Raw genomic sequence first — 19,978 nt, forward strand, 5'->3', positions numbered from 1 at the left:
GAGACCCGCAGTAGCAGTACTGGAGCAGCAGCAGTACCGGGTGAGGAGCAGTGTTCTCTTGCTCCAACTGCTAGATCCCTGTTTATCGACACGAAGAAAGCCGGTTCATGCCAACGATCAACCAGCTGGTCCGCAAGGGACGCACCGACAAGGTTGCGAAACTGAAGACCGCTGCCCTCAAGGGCAGTCCCCAGCGCCGTGGTGTGTGCACTCGCGTGTACACCACCACCCCCAAGAAGCCGAACTCCGCTCTCCGTAAGGTCGCGCGTGTTCGCCTGACCTCCTCGGTCGAGGTCACCGCATACATCCCCGGTGAGGGTCACAACCTGCAGGAGCACTCGATGGTGCTCGTTCGCGGTGGTCGTGTGAAGGACCTCCCGGGTGTGCGTTACAAGATCATCCGCGGTTCGCTCGACACCCAGGGTGTCAAGAACCGCAAGCAGGCTCGCAGCCGCTACGGAGCCAAGAAGGAGAAGAGCTGATATGCCACGCAAGGGCCCAGCACCCAAGCGGCCGCTGATCAACGACCCGGTCTACGGATCGCCGTTGGTCACGCAGCTCGTCAACAAGATCCTCCTCGACGGCAAGAAGTCGACCGCAGAGCGCATCGTCTACCAGGCGCTCGAGCAGGCTCGCGAGAAGACCGGCACCGACCCCGTCGTCACGCTCAAGCGTGCACTCGACAACGTCAAGCCGGCCCTCGAGGTTCGCAGCCGTCGCGTCGGTGGTGCCACCTACCAGGTGCCCGTCGAGGTTCGTCCCGGCCGCTCCACCACGCTGGCACTGCGCTGGCTGGTCACGTTCTCGCGCGCTCGTCGCGAGAAGACCATGGTCGAGCGTCTGGCGAACGAGTTACTCGACGCCAGCAACGGCCTCGGTGCCGCTGTGAAGCGCCGCGAAGACACTCACAAGATGGCCGAAGCCAACAAGGCGTTCGCCCACTACCGCTGGTGATCTCCTCGCTCGGGCGGCATCCGGAACTATCCGATGCCGCCGGAGCGTTGATCAGCTCAGGCAATACCTCTTCCAACACCAAGGCGGGTTAACTCGTGGCACAGGACGTGCTGACCGACCTCAACAAGGTCCGCAACATCGGCATCATGGCCCACATCGATGCCGGCAAGACCACCACTACCGAACGCATCCTCTTCTACACCGGTATCTCGTACAAGATCGGTGAAGTTCACGATGGCGCAGCCACCATGGACTGGATGGAGCAGGAGCAGGAGCGTGGCATCACGATCACCTCTGCTGCCACGACGTGCTTCTGGAACGACAACCAGATCAACATCATCGACACCCCCGGTCACGTCGACTTCACCGTCGAGGTGGAGCGCTCGCTCCGCGTCCTCGACGGCGCAGTCGCAGTGTTCGACGGCAAAGAGGGCGTCGAGCCGCAGTCCGAGCAGGTCTGGCGTCAGGCCGACAAGTACGACGTACCGCGCATCTGCTTCGTCAACAAGATGGACAAGCTCGGCGCGGACTTCTACTACACCGTGCAGACCATCATCGATCGTCTCGGTGCCAAGCCGCTGGTCATCCAGCTGCCCATCGGCGCAGAGAACGACTTCGAGGGCGTCATCGACCTCGTGCAGATGAAGGCTCTCGTGTGGAGTGGCGAGACCAAGCTCGGCGAGAAGTACGAGATCCAGGAGATCCCGGAACACCTCAAGGAGCGCGCGGACGAGTACCGCACCCAGCTGCTCGAGACCGTCGCCGAGTCCGACGAAGCGCTTCTGGAGAAGCACTTCGGTGGCGAAGAGCTCACGGTCGACGAGATCAAGGCTGCCATCCGCAAGATGACGGTCAACAGCGAGCTGTACCCGATCCTGTGTGGATCCGCGTTCAAGAACAAGGGCGTTCAGCCCATGCTCGACGCGGTCATCGACTACCTCCCGTCTCCCCTCGACGTTGCCGAGACCATCGGACACGCCGTCGGCGACGAGGAGAAGGAGATCACTCGCAAGCCGTCCGCAGACGAGCCGTTCGCAGCTCTCGCGTTCAAGATCGCGACCCACCCCTTCTTCGGCAAGCTGACCTACGTCCGGGTGTACTCGGGCAAGGTCGACTCCGGCGCTCAGGTCATCAACTCGACCAAGGGCAAGAAGGAGCGTCTGGGCAAGCTCTTCCAGATGCACTCCAACAAGGAGAACGCGATCGCGACCGCATCTGCCGGTCACATCTACGCCGTCATCGGCCTCAAGGACACCACGACGGGTGACACGCTCTGCGATCCGCAGAACCAGATCATCCTCGAGTCCATGAGCTTCCCGGACCCGGTCATCCAGGTCTCGATCGAGCCGAAGACCAAGTCCGACCAGGAGAAGCTGGGAACAGCGATCCAGAAGCTCGCCGAAGAGGATCCCACCTTCTCGGTGAAGCTGGACGAGGACACCGGCCAGACCGTCATCGGCGGAATGGGCGAGCTGCACCTCGACATCCTCGTCGACCGTATGCGTCGCGAGTTCAAGGTCGAGGCCAACGTCGGCAAGCCGCAGGTCGCGTACCGCGAGACCATCCGCAAGACGGTCGACAAGCACGACTACACCCACAAGAAGCAGACCGGTGGCTCCGGCCAGTTCGCGAAGGTCATCATCAAGCTCGAGCCTTTCGAGGGCGAAGACGGTGCGACCTACGAGTTCGAGAACAAGGTCTCCGGTGGTCGTGTGCCCAGGGAGTACATCCCCTCGGTCGACGCAGGTGCTCAGGACGCCATGCAGTACGGTGTTCTCGCCGGATACCCCCTGGTCAACGTCAAGGTCACACTGCTCGACGGTGCGTACCACGACGTCGACTCGTCGGAAATGGCCTTCAAGGTCGCCGGCTCACAAGCGTTCAAGGAAGCTGCTCGCAAGGCCAGCCCCGTCATCCTCGAACCCGTCATGGCCGTCGAGGTCATCACTCCCGAGGATTACATGGGTGAGGTCATCGGCGACCTGAACTCCCGCCGTGGTCAGATCCAGGCCATGGAGGAACGCAGCGGTGCCCGTATCGTCAAGGCATTGGTTCCGCTGTCGGAGATGTTCGGCTACATCGGAGACCTTCGGTCGAAGACGCAGGGCCGCGCTAACTACTCCATGGTCTTCGATTCCTACGCAGAAGTTCCTGCGAACGTCTCGAAGGAAATCATCGCGAAGGCGACCGGAGAGTAACTCTCTTCAGCTGCTGGACCACGCTCGACCTGTAATAAGTAACAACACATACGCGTGCTTGCCCCGTCGGGGCCGGCACAGATCAGTCCAGGAGGACACACAGTGGCGAAGGCGAAGTTCGATCGGACGAAGCCGCACGTCAACATCGGCACCATCGGTCACGTTGACCACGGTAAGACGACGCTGACGGCTGCAATCACCAAGGTTCTGCACGACAAGTTCCCGGACCTGAACGAGGCCTCGGCTTTCGATCAGATCGACAAGGCTCCGGAGGAGAAGGCTCGTGGTATCACGATCAACATCTCCCACGTCGAGTACCAGACCGAGAAGCGCCACTACGCGCACGTCGATGCACCGGGTCACGCCGACTACATCAAGAACATGATCACCGGCGCGGCACAGATGGACGGCGCAATCCTGGTCGTTGCAGCAACCGACGGCCCGATGCCGCAGACCCGCGAGCACGTGCTGCTCGCCCGCCAGGTCGGTGTCCCGTACATCCTGGTCGCACTGAACAAGGCCGACATGGTCGACGACGACGAGATCATCGAGCTCGTCGAGATGGAGGTCCGCGAGCTCCTCGCTTCGCAGGAGTTCGACGAGGACGCACCGGTCATCAAGGTCTCCGCACTCAAGGCACTCGAGGGTGACGAGAAGTGGGGCGAGTCGGTTCTGGAGCTCATGCAGGCCGTCGACGATTCCGTGCCGGACCCCGTCCGTGAGACCGACAAGCCGTTCCTCATGCCCGTCGAGGACGTCTTCACCATCACCGGTCGTGGCACCGTGGTCACCGGACGTATCGAGCGCGGCTCGGTCAACGTCAACGAAGAGGTCGAGATCGTCGGCATCCGCCCCGGCTCGACCAAGACCACCGTCACCGGAATCGAAATGTTCCGCAAGCTGCTCGACTCGGGTCAGGCAGGCGACAACGTCGGCCTCCTCGTTCGTGGCATCAAGCGCGAAGACGTCGAGCGTGGACAGGTCATCATCAAGCCGGGCACCACGACTCCCCACACGGAGTTCGAGGGCAACGCCTACATCCTCTCGAAGGACGAGGGCGGCCGCCACACGCCGTTCTTCAACAACTACCGCCCGCAGTTCTACTTCCGCACCACGGACGTTACGGGCGTCGTGACCCTTCCCGAGGGCACCGAGATGGTCATGCCCGGTGACAACACCGAGATGTCCGTCACGCTGATCCAGCCGGTCGCCATGGATGTCGGCCTGCGTTTCGCAATCCGTGAGGGCGGTCGTACCGTCGGAGCCGGTCGCGTCACGAAGATCATCAAGTGATCTAGTTCCACCAGCTGTACCGAAGCGGCACTCACCCGAAAGGGTGGGTGCCGCTTTTGCGTGCGCCCCGCCCATTGGCGTCAATGGACCATTGCACCGCTCAGACGTATGCTGTGGTCCATTGACGCGGCCCGAGGTGGCACCCGAAAAATGGGACGCATCGGGCTCGGCTGTCCCGTAACGTCGCTGCGGTGCTACTGACCGTGACTGCAAATGCCACAACCGATTTCCCGGACGCTTCCGACATCGGGTATTTGTTGCACAAGCACCCCGATCGCGTGCAGACGCGAAACCTGCCGATGGGCAACACGACCGTGCTGTACCCGGAAGTCTCGGCCACGCGCACCACAGTCGCAGTTCTCGCCGATACCGACGCCGCCTCGGGACTGGCGGTGGCTCTGTCTAGGCTGTTCAAGCAGACGCTGGCCGGCGTGTGCGGCCACAGACCCGAACTGGTCTCTGCTGCAATCGATCTGACTATTGCGCTACCTGCCGCGCCGTCGCGTGGTGCCGGTGATCTCGCGTCGCGGATGTTCGGTCCGCTCGGGTGGGGCGTTCAGGCGACGCCCATTCCGCTCGATTCGACGCAACCGCAGTGGGGCGACTCCGAATACATCGACCTCGTTCTCACCGGCACGTTCACACTGTCGGCTGCGCTGCGGCACCTGTACGTTCTTCTTCCGGTCCTCGACGACGCCAAGCACTACTGGGTGGGCGAGGACGAGGCCGACAAGCTCGTTCGAGCAGCAGGGGATTGGCTGGGAGATCACCCTGAGTCGGCATTGATCGCCTCCCGCTACCTGGCGCACCGTCGCGAACTGGTGGCGTCGGCGTTGGACCGGCTCGTCCCGGATGTGCCCGACGACGTTGCCACGCCGAGAGATCCGACGTTGGCCGAGCAGCGGGTGCGTGCCGTACTGGCGGCTCTGGCAGGCGTCGGCGCGAAGTCGGTGATCGATCTCGGTTGCGGTGAGGGCCGCCTGCTGCGAGAGCTGTTCGCAACCAACGATTTCGAGCGTATTGTCGGTGCCGACGTGAGTGATCGCGCACTTGCCAAGGCTCAGCGCAGGCTGCGTCTGGACGACATGTCCGATCGGCAGCGCGCTCGGATCGAGCTGGTCCAGTCCTCGGCCACGTACCGCGACGTTCGGTTGCACGGATTCGACGCAATGGTGCTCATGGAGGTCATCGAACACGTCGACCTCGACCGGCTCCCGGCGCTGGTGCGTTCGGTGTTTCTTCAGGCGCGTCCGCGTGCGGTTCTCGTCACCACACCCAACTCCGAGTACAACGTGCTCTATCCCGGCCTCGAACCGGGAGCCTTCCGTCACGTCGATCACCGATTCGAGTTCACCCGCGCGCAGTTCGAGCAATGGTGCTCGTCGGTGGCACGTGAACACGCCTATGCGGTGCGCGTCGAGGGAATCGGCCCCGTCGACGACATGCACGGCACCCCGACCGAGATGGCCGTATTCACCCGAGAGGAGCAGTCCCGATGAGTACCTTCGACATTCCGGATCGGTCCCTCGTCGTACTCGTGGGTATCAGCGGCTCCGGTAAGTCGTCGTTCGCCGCGCAGCACTTCGGTCCGTACGAGACGGTGTCCAGTGATGCCTGCCGAGGCATGGTGAGCAACGACCCCAATCTGCAGAGCGCAACCAAGGACGCGTTCGCGCTGCTGGAATTCCTGGTCGCAACCAGGCTTCGGGCCGGTCTGCTCACCGTCGTCGACGCGACGAACGTCCAACCGGCTGCGCGTAGAGCACTGATCGCGTTGGCTCGTGAACACGATGTACTCCCGGTGGCCGTCGTACTCGATGTGCCGGAATCTGTGTGTGCACAGCGGAATGCCGAACGAACCGACAGGACGTTCGGCCGAGAAGTGCTGCGTCGCCAGCAGTCCCAGTTGCAGCGCTCGATGCGAGGGCTGTCCAAGGAAGGTTTCCGCTCGGTCCACGTACTCGACGGTGTCGAGGCGGTTGCGTCGGCGACGTTCGTTCGCACCCTGCTGCGCAGTGATCGTCGCAACCTGACCGGGCCCTTCGACGTGATCGGCGACATCCACGGCTGCCTCGCCGAACTCGAAAGCCTGCTCGTAACAATGGGTTACGCGATCGAGCGGGACGATGACGGCCGCCCGGTCGGTGCGACGCCACCGCCTGGTCGTACCGCGGTGTTCGTCGGCGATTATGTCGATCGCGGACCGGACTCGGTGGGAGTCCTGCGGCTCGTTATGGGAATGGTCGGTTCCGGAACGGCATTGGCAGTTCCGGGTAACCACGAGAACAAGCTCGTCAAAGCACTGCGTGGGCGGAAGGTGATCACCTCGCACGGTCTGGCCGAGACCCTCGAACAGCTCGAATCGGAATCCGACGAGTTCCGCCGGGAGGTTCTCGAGTTCTGCGACGGCCTCGTCGCGCACCTCGTGCTCGACGGCGGCAAGCTCGTCGTGGCGCACGCCGGACTGATCGAGAAGTACCACAACAGGGCGTCGGGCAGGGTTCGAAGCTTTGCTCTCTACGGAGATACCACCGGCGAGACCGACGAATTCGGCTTGCCGGTGCGGTATCCGTGGGCGCAGGACTATCGGGGCTCGGCGACCGTGCTGTACGGGCACACGCCGGTGCCGGAAGTGGAGTGGGAGAACAACACTGCGTGCCTCGATACAGGATGCGTCTTCGGTGGGAAGCTCACGGCGCTGCGCTATCCGGAGCGTGAGGTGGTGTCGGTTCCGGCCGAGAAGGTCTGGTACGAGCCTGCCCGCCCGATGGGCACGTTCACGCGGGATGCGGCATCGCTCGATCTGTCCGACGTCATCGGCCCGACTGGCGTCGAGACGTCGCTGCGTGGACGGGTATCGGTTCGGCCGGAGAACGCCGCGGGCGCACTGGAAGTGATGAGTCGGTTCGCGCTGGCTCCGCAGTGGCTGCACTATCTGCCGCCGACGATGGCTCCGAGTGCAACATCGGAGCGCGAGGGTTATCTCGAGTATCCGACCGAGGCATTCGACGCGTATCGCGCGCTCGGTGCGTCGACGGTGATCTGCGAGGAGAAGCACATGGGCTCGCGGGTGGTTGTTGTGGTGTGTCGAGATTCAGCCACCGCTCGAAAGAAGTTCGATGCGCCGGAGGGAGTGCTCGGCACCGCGTACACGCGGACGGGTCGTCCGGTGTTCGACGAGTCGCTCACCGGCGAGATGATCTCCGGGGTGTCCGACGCGATCGAGAAGGCCGGTGTGTGGGACGAATTGGTCTCGAGCTGGCTGATTCTCGATTGTGAACTGATGCCGTGGTCCGCCAAAGCGGAGGGCCTGATCAAGACCGAGTACGCCGCGGTCGCCGCGGTGTCCAGGGCGAATCTCGGGGCCGAAGCTGCGGTGCTGGCGGCGGCCGGAGCGCGGGGTCTGGCTGTGCAGGAGTTGCAGGAACGCAACACCGTTCGGCAGGGCAACCTGGGCGAGTTCACCGACGCGTATCGCCGGTACATCTGGCCGACGGACGGACTCGACGGAGTTCGGATCGCGCCGTTTCAGGTGCTGGCGTCGAACGTCGAGACGTATGCGGATCGTCCGCACACGTGGCACCTCGACGTTGCCGACCGATTGGTAGCGGCAGCCCCTGAGGTGTTCGCCACCACCCGGAGAATCGAGGTCGATCTGTTCAACCCGGGTTCGGTTGCGGCAGCGGAGAAATGGTGGGAGGAGTTGACGGCGAAGGGCGGCGAGGGCATGGTCGTCAAACCGGCGGCGAACGCTCCGCGCGGAAAGATGCAGCCCGGCACGAAGGTTCGCGGCCGGGAGTACCTTCGGCTGATCTACGGTGCCGACTACACCGACCCGGATCGACTGACTGCACTGCGCAACCGAAACGTGGGACACAAGCAGTCGATGGCGCTACGCGAGTATGCGCTGGGAATGGAAGCACTGGATCGGTCGGTGCGCGGTGAGCCGCTGTATCGCATCCACCAGGCCGTGTTTGCGGTCCTGGCACTGGAATCCGAGCCGGTCGACCCGCGGTTGTAGGTGCCGTGGGCAGTGGTGTGGTCGAGTGCCACCTGGGGCCCTCGACCACACCACTGCCGCAGGCACTAACCCCTGGGCGACGAGAACGGACTGATGCCTGCGCTGATCGGTGCCGCAATTGCTGCAACGACGGCTATGGACGCCCAGAACGTCGGTGAGTCCAGCATCAGACCGCCTGCGAGACCACACACTGCGACGACGACGCCGCATCCCACCAGCAGTCCCGACCCGACCGTGACGTGAGCGAGGTGGTCTCGCGTCGGATCACGTCGGGCTGCGAGCCACACCATCGTTCCCGAGGTGACGAAGGCCAGAGGGGCGAAGAAGAAGAGGGAGCTACCACCGAGCTTCGACGAGACACTGACGATCAACAGCACGGCTCCGAATGCCACAGGGGCGGCGAGGGGCATCCCGCCGGACCATCGCTCGAACTTGTTTCGGGCGGGAGCTGTCATGGCAATCGTTCCTTTCCTGGGGAGAAGGGCATGTCAGAGTAGGTACTCCGCGAATATTCCGCCGCCGCAAAACAATGCCGCGATCAGGCCGACTCGCCTCAGGACGAACTTGGCCGCCTTGTCCCACGAGTTCACTTGGCTTTCGATCGCCTCCCAAGCACCGACTGCGCCGAAGAAGTCGATTCCGAGGCAGGCACCGACTACTCGCTTGATTTCATCGGTGACTCCACGCGCCTGAGGTCCCGTAGGAGTCGGCTGCCTGTCGAGGACCTTGCCGGTCTCGTCGACGATCGTCACAGTCGAATCATCGCTGATCTGAAAGCCGGCTGTGCCGGCGGGGAGTGGATTGCGTCCCTGTTCTGCCAGCGAAGCATTGAGCGAGGCAACTTCTTCTGCGCTCACGGGGACGAATTCCTCGACGGTGGAGGACACAGCGGGTGGCGCGGGTTGAGCAAGAGCAACAGCGGCCCCGCTCATCGACGTCACGGCGATCATCGAGCCGGCGATCAGGGCGATGGAGGCGGTGCGAGTCCGAGCAGAAATGCGGTTCATGATGTCTCCCGTTCGTGAGTATGGGGCGATTCGGCGACGTGATGCCGGCTGTCGTTCGGACCGAGCCGGGTGCAGTGCCACAACGGATCTGGGCCGGTTGCGTACTCGATGGGATCGGCCTGGAACGAGAGGGCACGCTCGTCCGGCGATCTGCAGTTGTGCGGACCATCCCGAGAGAGACAAGGTAGGTCGCGGGTTACGCCTCGTTGACCGAGTCTTTGCGTAACACACCGAACTTTAAACCCGTTGGTGCCGAAGCGCCAGCGCTGCGCGCGATCAGATGCAGGCCTCGGTCACCGTCACCAGCGCGAGCCGAGGTTCTGTATCGTCAGGGAGAATCGGCAGAGCACAAGCGGTCACCGTGTGCGTGGTGTAACCGCCGTCTCGGTCTCTGAATCGGACGGTAATGCTCGGTTCGTCTCCTGCTCCGCCTGCCCGGGACACTGATTTCGCGAGTGTTTCGACTGCTCCGTCGTCGTCCGGGTGCACTCGCGGTCGGGGGTCGGTCGGGTCGAGATTCCAGGCGATGGACGGCGGCGGCGGCCCGTGCCAGTACAAGGTTTCCAACGTGCACAGATCGACTACTGCGGTGTGGCGTCGTGCGGTGGCAGAGGCACCGGCTACGAGCCCGCTCATCGTTTCCTGGACTCCGGTAGGGGATGGATAGTTCATGACGAACGGACCGCGGTCGATTGCAATGCCGCGCAGATAGCGACCTTCGCCTTCGACGGTAGTGTGCGCCAGCACCCGAATTCGATGTAACTCGTCCGTGGTCCAACGCTGGGTGGCGTCGAGATCCACTGCGTCGCCGACTGCGCTGGATACCAGCATCGCGAGGACGTCGGTGGCTCGCAATCCGAAATCCAACGTCGCCATCGCTTCTGCTACCGACAAGTGCGCCACATCGGCATTCAGCGCCGGGGAGTCCTTGGAGTGGGCAGTGCCGCGAGTCAGATTCCAGCGAAAGGCCCAAGCATTCGACGGCGGGGAGTCGCACGTGCCTGGATGCATTCTGGCCCATACCGCCTGGACCGTACCGTCGTCCCCACTAATCGGACGGGCCGAGACGTACCTGCCCGACCCGCATTCGATGTCCACATCCCTGCCCGATTCTGCACACCGAGAAACCGCATCACGTGCGTGGATCGAGTCGGACGACCTCCTCAGGAACACCGCCATGGGAACCTTGCTCTTCTGCGTCGTCCCTACAGCCACCACGCACGCCGCCGAATCCGGTTCGAGAAGAATCAACAGCCAATCGCCGTTTCTACGCCCCATCGAGGCGGACTCCCTTCCACTCGAGTCGAGCTCCACGGATCTTCCCTGCTTCGGGTCGTGTACCGACACGGTACCGGTGAATCCGACAGAAGGGACAGGTGGCCGGGCCCGTCGCAGTGCCGCGCTACCGCCGCTTGTCGACGTGCAGTTGAATGCGGGTGGCGACGTGTGTATCGGCGAGTGATTCGGCCACGAATGCGGCCCGTGATTCGGCTCGGGCGGTGAATGCGACGACATCGAAATCTGCTGCAGCATAGACGGATACAGCAACAGTAGGCATCCCGCGATCGTCGATCGCCGTACCGCGGGCGCGTCGAACACCGGGGAACTCGGCCAACTCCGCGGCGACGCCCGAGGCGATGGCGCTCAGATCCACGTGCGCCGAGAAATGGGGCTCCTCGATGACGCTTGCTGTTCCGGTCGTGCGCGGAGAGAAGTTGCCGATCAACAGGAGCAGCGCCGCGACTACTGCGATGCAGACAACCACAGCCAGCGTCGGCTCCCACCAGCCCTGTTCCGGTAGTTCCGAAATTCGTGCACGGTCGAAGCGAGACAGCATTTCTCGCGCCCACGGAACGTCGTAGTGCCAGGCAAGCGCGAATCCGCCACCCGCGATCAACCCCACCCCGGCCACGATCGCGAGCAGTCGATCGACACCGGCGACGAACGTCTTCATCACGACACCCTCGTCGGAGCTGCCACCGACTGCTTCACCGTCAGGCGTCGCCCGCCCGCAGCAACCGACAGTGTCGGAGCGAGCGCCTCGCGGACGTCGACGTCGACACGGTCGGCATCGTAAGCAGCATCCCGCTCGACTCGCACCTCGATCTTCCTGCGCGTGACGACGCTGTGGGCGTCCACCACTCCGCGCGTGGACTGCGCTGCAGCACTGCACAATCGGGCGATATCCGTGGCTGTGGCCCAGACCGTCGACGCGCCCAGGCCGGAATGCGTCTTCGTGCGCGGCTTGACCCCGATGAACACGAGGATCAGCCCGGCGACGACGGCGGCGATCGCGGCGGCGATCATCCAACTCTGCCAGTGCAATCCGGCTGTCCAGGACACAGCGTCGGCGATCCATCGACGTCCGCCGAGGTGGCCGTGCGCGATCAGGAACTCCCTCCCGGCGACGAAGGCGAGACCGAGAAGCGCGAATCCCAACAACAGTGCCACCGGCATCGCTGCGGGCCCGGCCGTGGGTGGACGAGGTGGAATCGCCTGCGATTCTTCGGTATCCGAGCTCGACGAGGAACCGCTGTCCAGTGTGGCGTCCGATACCAGGACGTTCACTCGATGCACGTGCAGCCCCGTCATCGTCGCCAACGCGGCCTCGACGGCGGCGTGCACGGACGCGGTCACCTCGGTGATCTGCGACGGCCAGGTCACACCGATGTAGAGGTTGACTGCGATCGTGTCCTCGCCGAGGGTGACGTCGGCGCGGGGGAGTTCTCGGCCCGTCAGTCGCGAGAAGCCGCCGGTGGTGCGCGTGACCCGAGGATCCTTCAGTGCCGCCGCGATGGCGGTCCGAGAAATGGCCCGATCCTTGATCTCGACGCTGCCACGCATCTCGCGGCCGTCGTCGACCTCGTCGGGTCCAGCCTGCGTCATCACCGAGAATCCTTTGCGCCGGTCGCGGGTCGCTGTGGTGCGGCACGCGCTCCACAACTGTAGTGACGACCGTCTGCGGATGATGTCACGAGAGTAATTGTTCCTGGCATACTGCCACCGTGTCGGAAATTGTGCGGGTGACCGCGTCGGATATTGCGTCGGCCGAGGAGCTGCTGGAGCCGGTCATGCGCCGGACCCCCGTGGTGGCCTCGCGAATTCTGTCGGACCTCACCGGCCACGAGGTGCGCCTGAAGTGCGAGAACCTGCAGCGCACCGGATCGTTCAAGCCGCGCGGGGCGTACAACCGCATCGCCCGGCTCGACGCCGAGCAGCGTGCACGCGGGGTCGTCGCGGCCAGTGCCGGCAATCATGCGCAGGGCGTCGCCTGGGCCGCGTCGCAGGTGGGGATCGACTCGACTGTGTTCATGCCGGTCGGAGTGTCGCTACCAAAGCTCGTCGCCACCAAGGCCTACGGCGCAACGGTTCATCTGGTGGGCAACACGGTGGACGAGGCACTGAAGTCGGCGCGGGAGTTCGCCGAACGCACCGGTGCCACTCTCATTCATCCGTTCGACCATCTCGACATCGTCGCGGGGCAGGCGACGCTCGGTACCGAGCTGCTCCAACAGATGCCGGACGTCGGCACCATCGTGATTCCCACCGGCGGTGGGGGACTGCTGGCCGGCGTCGCCGCTGCGGTGAAGCTGACCAAACCCGATATCAGGATCGTCGGGGTACAGGCCGAGGGTGCTGCCGCTTGGCCGGCGTCGCTGAAGGCGGGCCATCCCATTGCGTTGACATCGATGTCGACGATGGCCGACGGCATCGCGATCGGCCTGCCCGGATCGGTGCCGTTCGATCACGTGCAGGGCTGGGTCGACGACGTGGTGACCGTGAGCGAGGATGCGCTCTCTCGCGCGTTGGTGCTGTGCATCGAGCGAGCGAAACTCATCGTGGAGCCGGCGGGTGCCGCGGCGGTGGCAGCGCTGATGACGCATTCCGCGGACGAACTCGGATTGACCGGCTCCGTGTGTGCCGTCCTCTCCGGCGGGAACATCGACCCGCTGCTGCTCACCCACGTGATCACCCACGGTCTCCGGGCGGGTGGACGTTATCTCGCTGTACGCGTGACCATTTCGGACAAGCCGGGCGGACTCACCGGCGTACTCGGAGTGGTGCGTGATGCCGGGGCCAGCGTCGTCGACGTCGTCCACTCCCGTACCGGCGGACGCCTTGGGCTCGAGGAGGTCGACGTGATGTTGACCGTCGAGACCCGCGGACCCGACCATCGAGGTTCGGTGCTCGACGCCTTGGGTGCGGCCGGCTACGCAGTGCACGTCGAGAACTGACCCGGTTATCGAGACGACCGATTCAACGACGCAGGCTTCGACGGATCACCTGGCCGACACGTGAACCTGCACTACGCAAGAAGAACAGTGCCGGTGTCCAGTAGCTTCGACGAATCGCTGTGTGCACGGCCCGCTGCAGGTCGACGTCGGTGACACCGGACGCGTCCATCGCGGCGAGTGCGGTTCTCAGGTAGCCGCGATCGCGGCTTCTCAGATCCATTCGATGAACAGCGCGTACATCGATGATCTCGGGGAACGTCGTGCACTGTGCACCTGCGGCCGCCAACCCGATCCGGGTGCGAACGCATTTGGCGCATCTGCCGCAGTTGGAGGCTCCATCGAGGTTCTCCCAGCAGACCCGCAGATGGTTCATCGCGGTCCGGTTCTCGCCGATCCGACGAATCTTGCCCAGACGGTGCAGTTCGAGTTCGTGGTGCTCGAACTCGACTGTGCCACTCGACCACAAGGGGTCGAGGTCGGGATGAGAGCCCCACGGTGTGAGTTCCTCGCGGCAGTTCGACGACGGGATGATGACAGTGCTCAGGTGTTGCGACAACGCCAGACCGACGTGCGCCAATGCGGCACCGTGAAAGTCGTATCCCCAGTCGAGCGGTAGTCGGTCGCCGAAGGCCGACCTCATCGTGGTCTTGACCTCGATCAACGGTTTGCCCAACTCCGCCGCCGACTCCCTGGCTGCGGCCGAGGCCCTGGCCGCCAGGTTCTCGTCGTCGACATCGATGTCGAAACCGTGCACGAAGATCAGGTGAGTGATGCGATCCGATTCCGTGATCGCCGAGTAGAAGCTGTCGACGCCGCCGCTGAAGAAGCACCCCACTCCTGTCGCGCCGGTGGCGACTCGGCCGGGTTCGGCGGAGATCGACACTTCTCGAAAACGCTTGGGATACCAGTCGAGGAAGACCTTCTGAGCCCCGGATGCACCTCGAAGTGCGGTCGAATCCACGGGGCCGTCGAACGTGATGTCCCAACCCTTGCGCATTCCGGCCGTCAGGAGCGGCGGAAGCCAGGGGGTGGCGGAATGGTCGAGCGAATAATTGGACTCCGTCGTCACTCGAGTCTCGACACCCGACGGAGTCGTTATTCGCGCGGTGATGCGGTCGGCGTCGGTGCCTTCGACATGCACCGCCATCGGGCTGATCACGGTGGAGAGTGTGCCACAGGGAGAGTTGTCCAGACCGGATTCGTCTCGACGGGCCCCTTCAGGACCGGCTGGTAGCTTGAGCAGCGACTTGAACCAGGACATCGGTGGGAGATATTTGCATGGCTCGGCTCGTCGCGATCGTCTCCGCTGTCCTGGGAATCCTGTTGACGATCGCGATACCGCTGCTGCCGATCGAGCAACAGCAGTCCTCCCTGACCTGGCCGCAGAGTGAGACGATCGGCAGCGTCGAAGCTCCGCTCGTCGGCTACACCCCCATCGGCGTCGACGCGACGATTCCGTGTGCTGCCGTCGAACAGTTGCCCGGCGGCGGTCTGTTGTTGTCGACCTCGCCCAAGGGATCGCCCGACGCCTATCGCTACGGTCTCGTTGCCGAGGTGACGGGCGGTGAGGCATCGCAACTGAAGGTGACGTTGCGTGATTCGGTCCTCCTCGAGAAGCCGGTCTCCGAACTGACCGACTGCGCGTTGACGATCACCTCGAACGGTACGGCGACCACGGTCGGGCTGACCGACGCCGAGACCACCACTCGCGAGGGCGATGTTCGGCCGCAGCTGGTCGGAGTCTTCAGCGATCTTCGAGGCACCGTCGACGGCCTCACGCTGACAGCCCAGCTCGACAGTCGATTCTCGTCGACCCCGAGCGCGCTGAAGTGGTTCGCGATGATCGTCGGTGTGCTCGCCACGGGCATCTCTCTGGTGGCGCTGCACCGCCTCGACCTGTCCGACGGCAGGCGCGCCCGACGCTTCCTCCCTCGTCGATGGTGGACGTTCGGCGTGGCCGACGGCGTGGTGATCGGGACCCTGCTGGTGTGGCACCTCATCGGTGCGAACACCTCCGACGACGGTTACCAGCTGGGCATGGCGCGCACGGCCGATCACGCCGGGTACATGGCCAACTACTTTCGCTACTTCGGCGTTCCCGAGACACCTTTCGGCACACCGCTGTACGACATGTTCACCCTCCTCTCGCACGTCTCGACGGCCAGCGTGTGGATGCGGTTGCCGACGCTGATCTGCGCTGTCGTGGCATGGCTCGTCATCAGCCGTGAGGTGATCCCGCGGCTCGGTGCGGCCGCTCGCGCGTCCAAGACGGCGCTGTGGACCGGCGGTCTGGTGATGCTCGCGTTCTGGCTGCCGTACAACAACGGCTTGCGCCCTGAGCCGTTCGTGGCGCTCGGAGTGTTGCTGACGTGGTGCTCGGTGGAGCGCTCGATCGCCACCCGCAGGTTGCTGCCCGCAGCCGCGGCGATTCTGATCGCGGCGTTGACGGTCACGTGCGGACCCTCCGGATTCATCTGCTTCGCGCCGTTGATCGCCGGGGCTCGGCCGGTGTTGCAGATCGTCGTCGCCCGCGCGCGTGACTTGGGTTATCGAACACCGGGCAGCACGACACTGGGAGCGGTGACGCTGCTCGCCCCGCTGGTCGCGTCGGGCACGGTTGTATTGGTGTTCGCGTTCGGCAACCAGACCGTGGCGGGCATGCTCGAGATGCAGCGTGTGCACAACGCGGCCGGTCCGAGCCAGGCCTGGTTCGACGAGTACCTGCGCTACCAGTGGCTGATGAACCTGGACATCGACGGCTCGCTCGCGCGTCGCTTCGGGGTGTTCGTCATGATCGTCTCGCTGATCGCAGTGGTCGTGGCGATGCTGCGCAAGGGCGGCAAGATCCCCGGTACCGCAACGGGTCCGGCACGGCGGATCGTCGGCATCACCGTCGGCGCGATGGCCCTGATGATGATCACCCCCACCAAGTGGACCCACCACTTCGGTGTCTTCGCCGGACTCGCCGCATCGGTTGCAGTACTGGCAGCGGTGGCGACCGGTGCCGCGGTGCTGCGCTCGCGACGCAACCGACTCCTGTTCGCTGCTGCGGTCTCGTTTCTGCTGGCCGTCGCGTTCACCGGAACCAACGGCTACTGGTACGTATCGGCGTGGGGAGTTCCGTTCTGGGACAAGCCGATCCTCGTTGCCGGCCTGGGCATCTCGACCATGTTCCTCGGCCTGACCCTGCTGCTGTTGCTCGCAGCGGTCTGGTTCCATCTTCGTGCGCCCTATGTGCGCACCGACACTCCGATGGCACGTTGGTGGTCGGTGCCGCCGATCGCGGTGGCGGCCGCTCTGATGGTGCTGCTGGCCGTGGCATCGATGGCCAAAGGCGCGGTGGCGCAATGGCCGTCGTACTCGATCGCGAAGTCGAACCTCTCCGCGCTGGCCGGGAACACGTGCGGTCTCGCCAACGACGTACTGCTCGAAACCGACCCCAATGCCGATGTGCTGCAACCGGTGAGCGGCGACGCATTCGCCGCGCTGGGTGCCGAGAACGACGGATTCACCCCGAACGGCGTTGCGGGTGATCTGACGGCCGACAAGGAGGCGTCGGCATCGGGTACCTCGAACACCGTCGACACCGAGGAGCAACAGCAGCCGGCGTCGACCACCGGTGCCGGAACCGGTGGCAGCGCACTGCCGTACGGCCTCGATCCGGAGTCCGTGCCGGTGCTCGGCTCGTTCGGGTCCGACACCCCCGCCACACTGACGACCGGCTGGTACGCGTTGCCTGCCGATCCGGGCGACCTGATCTCCATCGCCGCTGCCGGACGCATCCGCTCGGTGGACTCCGACGGCATCGTCACCTACGGGCAGAGCCTCGAACTCGAGTACGGAGTGGACGGGCAGGCGCAGGGGCGGGTGACGCCCATCGACATCGGTCCGACGCCGTCCTGGCGCAACCTGCGTGTACCCATGGATCGGATTCCGGCCGGCACCAACATGATTCGCCTGGTGCTCTCCGACACCGATCGCGATCCCGACCAGTGGTTGGCGATCACGCCGCCCCGAGTTCCGCGTACTCAGACGCTGAACGAGGTCGTCGGCCGTGACGCTCCGGTGATGCTCGACTGGGAGGTCGGGTTCAACTTCCCGTGCCAGCATCCGTTCGACCATCGCCTCGGGGTTGCCGAAATTCCGCAGTACCGGGTACTGCCGGACCGCAGCGGTGCCGTCATCACCAACGCATGGCAGGACCACTTCGGCGGCGGGCCGCTCGGGTGGATCGACATCGTTGCCTCCGCCCGCACCATCCCGTCGTATCTGTCCGGCGACTGGGACCGCGACTGGGGGTCGATCGAGCAGTACACCCCGTACGACGAAGCGGCGCAGGCGGCGCAGATCACAGCAGAAGAGGTGCAGCGTTCGGGTCTGTGGACGCCCGGTCCGATCAAGACCGGTTAATCTCTACGCGTTCGGAAGTCCTTACACCGACCAGGAGAGAAACGGGGATAGGGCAATGGCGAACGCTATAGAAGTAGAGGACCTCGTACTTCGGTACGGCAAGAACGTCGCGCTCGACGGGATCGATTTCACCGTTCCGGAGGGCACGGTGCTCGGTGTGCTCGGCCCCAACGGTGCCGGAAAGACCACGGCGGTCCGTATTCTCGCCACCCTGCTGCAGGCGACATCGGGCTCGGCCAGAATCTTCGGACTCGACGTGCATTCGCAGGCGAACGAGGTGCGGAGCACGATCGGACTGACCGGCCAGTTCGCGGCCGTGGACGAGTACCTGACCGGGTACGAGAACCTCGAGATGGTCGGCCGACTGTTCGGCCTCCGCAAGGCCGAAGCCAGGAAGCGCGCCGACGAGTTGCTCGTGCGTTTCGACCTCGAGTACGCCCGTGACCGCACCGCCAAGCAGTACTCGGGAGGTATGCGTCGGCGACTCGACATCGCGGCCAGCCTGATCGGGCGACCACGAGTGGTGTTCCTCGACGAACCCACCACCGGACTCGATCCGCGCAGCCGGATCACCATGTGGGAGTTCATCGCAGATCTCGTCCGTGACGGAACCACCATTCTGTTGACCACCCAGTACCTCGAAGAGGCCGACCGGCTGGCCGATTCGATCATCGTGTTGAACAAGGGCAAGATCATCGCCCGCGGCACAGCGGACGAGCTCAAGGCGCAAACGGGCGGCGAGCGAGTCGAATTCGTGCTCACCGATCGATCTCAGGCCGATCGCGCGATGCAGATCCTGGCCCCGATCGGCGTCGAGCCGCCCACTCTCGACGATCAGGTCGGCCGGATCGTCATGCCCGTCAACGGGGGATCGAAGGACCTGTCGACCGCACTGGTCGAGCTCGAAGCGAACGGAATCGAGGTCGTCGACGTCGGTCTGCGACGGCCGAATCTCGACGATGTGTTCCTGAGTCTGACCGGTCAGACCACCGGCGAGCCCGAGACGGCGGAGGAAGAGAAATGAGCAACGTCCTTCTGGATTCCGCGATCATCACCAAGCGAAATCTGATCAAGCTCAAGCGAGTTCCCGATCTGCTGTTCTTCGCCACGCTCTCCCCGATCATGTTCGTCCTGCTGTTCGCCTATGTCTTCGGCAGCGCGATCGAGGTACCCGGCATCGACTACAAGAGTTTCCTGATGGGCGGCATCTTCGTGCAGACGATGATCTTCGGTGCCTCCATCACCGGGTCTTCGCTGGCCGAGGATCTGCAGAAGGGCGTGATGGATCGGTTCCGGTCGTTGCCGATGGCACGTTCGGCCGTCGTCATCGGGCGCACCGCCGCCGATGTCGGAAACAACATCGTCACCATCACGATCATGTCGATCACCGGCCTGATCGTGGGTTGGCGAATCACGTCGTCGTTCTTCGACGCTCTGCTCGGGTACGTGCTGCTGCTGCTGTTCGCCTATTCGATCTCGTGGGTGATGGCGCTGGTGGGCTTGATCGTGCGCTCGCCGGAGATCTTCAACAACGCGTCGTTCATCGTGATCTTTCCGTTGACGTTCATCGCCAACACCTTCGTCCCGATCGACAACTTCCCCAGCGTGCTCAAGACGATCGCCGAGTGGAATCCGATCTCGTCGGTGACGCTGGCGGTGCGAGAGCAGTTCGGCAACACCAACCCGATGGCGCCGCCGCCGGAGGTCTGGCCACTGCAGAACCCCGTGCTCTACACCCTCATCTGGGTGGTGTTGATGCTCGTGGTGTTCGTGCCGCTGTCGGTACGCAAGTACCAGAAGACGATGACCGCCTGACATCGACGCAGAAAAGCACCCCCGGTCGCTCGGCAACCGGGGGTG

The 19,978-nt window shown here is 64.1% G+C and carries 16 protein-coding genes and 1 pseudogene; 10 read left to right on the forward strand and 7 right to left on the reverse strand.

The features are described from left to right. The first annotated feature begins 107 nt into the window (after window positions 1–107). The 6 genes from rpsL to NY08_RS23460 all read left to right on the forward strand — a co-directional run bounded on the left by rpsL (window position 108) and on the right by NY08_RS23460 (window position 8,466). Window positions 108–482 (forward strand): 30S ribosomal protein S12, encoded by a 375-nt coding sequence (gene rpsL, locus NY08_RS23435; protein WP_008714048.1) that lies wholly within the window; start codon window positions 108–110, stop codon window positions 480–482. A 1-nt stretch (window position 483) separates the two neighbouring features. Then, window positions 484–954: a 30S ribosomal protein S7 gene (gene rpsG / locus NY08_RS23440; RefSeq protein ID WP_003941856.1), complete on the forward strand. Its 471-nt coding sequence runs from the start codon at window positions 484–486 to the stop codon at window positions 952–954. Between the two features lie 95 nt (window positions 955–1,049). Further along, a complete protein-coding gene (gene fusA, locus NY08_RS23445; RefSeq protein WP_045199098.1) occupies window positions 1,050–3,152 on the forward strand; it encodes an elongation factor G in 2,103 nt (700 codons plus the stop codon). Between the two features lie 102 nt (window positions 3,153–3,254). Continuing rightward, window positions 3,255–4,445 carry an elongation factor Tu gene (gene tuf / locus NY08_RS23450; protein ID WP_008714056.1) on the forward strand — a complete coding sequence of 397 codons (1,191 nt, stop codon included), beginning with the start codon at window positions 3,255–3,257 and terminating at the stop codon, window positions 4,443–4,445. A gap of 203 nt (window positions 4,446–4,648) precedes the next feature. Continuing rightward, the gene (locus NY08_RS23455; RefSeq protein ID WP_235387017.1) at window positions 4,649–5,944 is read left to right on the forward strand and encodes a 3' terminal RNA ribose 2'-O-methyltransferase Hen1; all 1,296 of its coding nucleotides are present in this window, start codon (window positions 4,649–4,651) and stop codon (window positions 5,942–5,944) included. Beyond that, window positions 5,941–8,466, forward strand: coding sequence for a polynucleotide kinase-phosphatase (locus NY08_RS23460; protein WP_045199102.1), 2,526 nt, complete (start codon window positions 5,941–5,943; stop codon window positions 8,464–8,466). The genes NY08_RS23455 and NY08_RS23460 overlap by 4 nt, the downstream gene beginning before the upstream one ends. Window positions 8,467–8,531: 65 nt before the next feature. On the opposite strand, the gene NY08_RS23465 is transcribed toward NY08_RS23460, so the two are convergent. The 6 genes and pseudogenes from NY08_RS23465 to NY08_RS23485 form a co-directional block, all read right to left on the reverse strand. Then, window positions 8,532–8,921, reverse strand: coding sequence for a hypothetical protein (locus tag NY08_RS23465; protein WP_045199104.1), 390 nt, complete (start codon window positions 8,919–8,921; stop codon window positions 8,532–8,534). Between the two features lie 33 nt (window positions 8,922–8,954). Further along, window positions 8,955–9,473, reverse strand: coding sequence for a hypothetical protein (locus tag NY08_RS25350; protein ID WP_052683925.1), 519 nt, complete (start codon window positions 9,471–9,473; stop codon window positions 8,955–8,957). Between the two features lie 276 nt (window positions 9,474–9,749). Continuing rightward, the gene (locus NY08_RS26535; protein ID WP_144407421.1) at window positions 9,750–10,367 is read right to left on the reverse strand and encodes a hypothetical protein; all 618 of its coding nucleotides are present in this window, start codon (window positions 10,365–10,367) and stop codon (window positions 9,750–9,752) included. A gap of 135 nt (window positions 10,368–10,502) precedes the next feature. Continuing rightward, window positions 10,503–10,988 (reverse strand): annotated as a pseudogene (locus tag NY08_RS26750) (GAF domain-containing protein); the annotation flags it as partial. Then, on the reverse strand, window positions 10,876–11,427 hold the full coding sequence (locus tag NY08_RS23480; RefSeq protein ID WP_045199109.1) for a hypothetical protein: 552 nt from the start codon (window positions 11,425–11,427) through the stop codon (window positions 10,876–10,878). The pseudogene NY08_RS26750 and the gene NY08_RS23480, both read right to left, overlap by 113 nt. Then, on the reverse strand, window positions 11,427–12,359 hold the full coding sequence (locus NY08_RS23485) for a DUF6286 domain-containing Asp23/Gls24 family envelope stress response protein (RefSeq protein WP_045199110.1): 933 nt from the start codon (window positions 12,357–12,359) through the stop codon (window positions 11,427–11,429). The genes NY08_RS23480 and NY08_RS23485 overlap by 1 nt, the downstream gene beginning before the upstream one ends. A gap of 185 nt (window positions 12,360–12,544) precedes the next feature. Here NY08_RS23485 and ilvA point away from each other — a divergent pair, with 185 nt between their 5' ends. After that, entirely contained in the window at window positions 12,545–13,708 is a 1,164-nt protein-coding gene (ilvA, locus tag NY08_RS23490) for a threonine ammonia-lyase (protein ID WP_217901372.1), read from the forward strand. Between the two features lie 22 nt (window positions 13,709–13,730). Here ilvA and NY08_RS23495 read toward each other — a convergent pair whose 3' ends face one another. After that, window positions 13,731–14,867: a hypothetical protein gene (locus NY08_RS23495; protein WP_235387020.1), complete on the reverse strand. Its 1,137-nt coding sequence runs from the start codon at window positions 14,865–14,867 to the stop codon at window positions 13,731–13,733. A 119-nt stretch (window positions 14,868–14,986) separates the two neighbouring features. Between NY08_RS23495 and NY08_RS23500 the strand changes: the two genes are divergently transcribed. Genes NY08_RS23500 through NY08_RS23510 form a run of 3 tightly spaced genes read left to right on the forward strand, consistent with a single transcriptional unit; the run spans window position 14,987 to window position 19,933 of the window. Beyond that, a complete protein-coding gene (locus NY08_RS23500; protein ID WP_052683926.1) occupies window positions 14,987–18,118 on the forward strand; it encodes an arabinosyltransferase domain-containing protein in 3,132 nt (1,043 codons plus the stop codon). A 55-nt stretch (window positions 18,119–18,173) separates the two neighbouring features. Further along, a complete protein-coding gene (locus NY08_RS23505) occupies window positions 18,174–19,142 on the forward strand; it encodes a daunorubicin resistance protein DrrA family ABC transporter ATP-binding protein (protein WP_045199112.1) in 969 nt (322 codons plus the stop codon). Next, window positions 19,139–19,933: an ABC transporter permease gene (locus NY08_RS23510; RefSeq protein ID WP_032394017.1), complete on the forward strand. Its 795-nt coding sequence runs from the start codon at window positions 19,139–19,141 to the stop codon at window positions 19,931–19,933. Before NY08_RS23505 ends, NY08_RS23510 begins: the two co-directional genes overlap by 4 nt. The last annotated feature ends 45 nt before the right edge of the window (window positions 19,934–19,978 follow it).

The organism is Rhodococcus sp. B7740 (assembly GCF_000954115.1).
Taxonomy (GTDB): domain Bacteria; phylum Actinomycetota; class Actinomycetes; order Mycobacteriales; family Mycobacteriaceae; genus Rhodococcoides.

Excerpts from the sequence above, each read along its gene's own strand:
- ilvA (WP_217901372.1), top strand. The coding sequence starts at position 12,545 with ATGCGCCGGACCCCCGTGGTGGCCTCGCGAATTCTGTCGGACCTCACC.
- NY08_RS23480 (WP_045199109.1), bottom strand. The coding sequence starts at position 11,427 with ATGAAGACGTTCGTCGCCGGTGTCGATCGACTGCTCGCGATCGTGGCC.
- NY08_RS23460 (WP_045199102.1), top strand. The coding sequence starts at position 5,941 with ATGAGTACCTTCGACATTCCGGATCGGTCCCTCGTCGTACTCGTGGGT.
- rpsG (WP_003941856.1), top strand. The coding sequence starts at position 484 with ATGCCACGCAAGGGCCCAGCACCCAAGCGGCCGCTGATCAACGACCCG.
- NY08_RS25350 (WP_052683925.1), bottom strand. The coding sequence starts at position 9,473 with ATGAACCGCATTTCTGCTCGGACTCGCACCGCCTCCATCGCCCTGATC.
- NY08_RS23505 (WP_045199112.1), top strand. The coding sequence starts at position 18,174 with ATGGCGAACGCTATAGAAGTAGAGGACCTCGTACTTCGGTACGGCAAG.
- NY08_RS23465 (WP_045199104.1), bottom strand. The coding sequence starts at position 8,921 with ATGACAGCTCCCGCCCGAAACAAGTTCGAGCGATGGTCCGGCGGGATG.
- NY08_RS23485 (WP_045199110.1), bottom strand. The coding sequence starts at position 12,359 with ATGACGCAGGCTGGACCCGACGAGGTCGACGACGGCCGCGAGATGCGT.
- rpsL (WP_008714048.1), top strand. The coding sequence starts at position 108 with ATGCCAACGATCAACCAGCTGGTCCGCAAGGGACGCACCGACAAGGTT.
- NY08_RS23500 (WP_052683926.1), top strand. The coding sequence starts at position 14,987 with ATGGCTCGGCTCGTCGCGATCGTCTCCGCTGTCCTGGGAATCCTGTTG.
- NY08_RS23510 (WP_032394017.1), top strand. The coding sequence starts at position 19,139 with ATGAGCAACGTCCTTCTGGATTCCGCGATCATCACCAAGCGAAATCTG.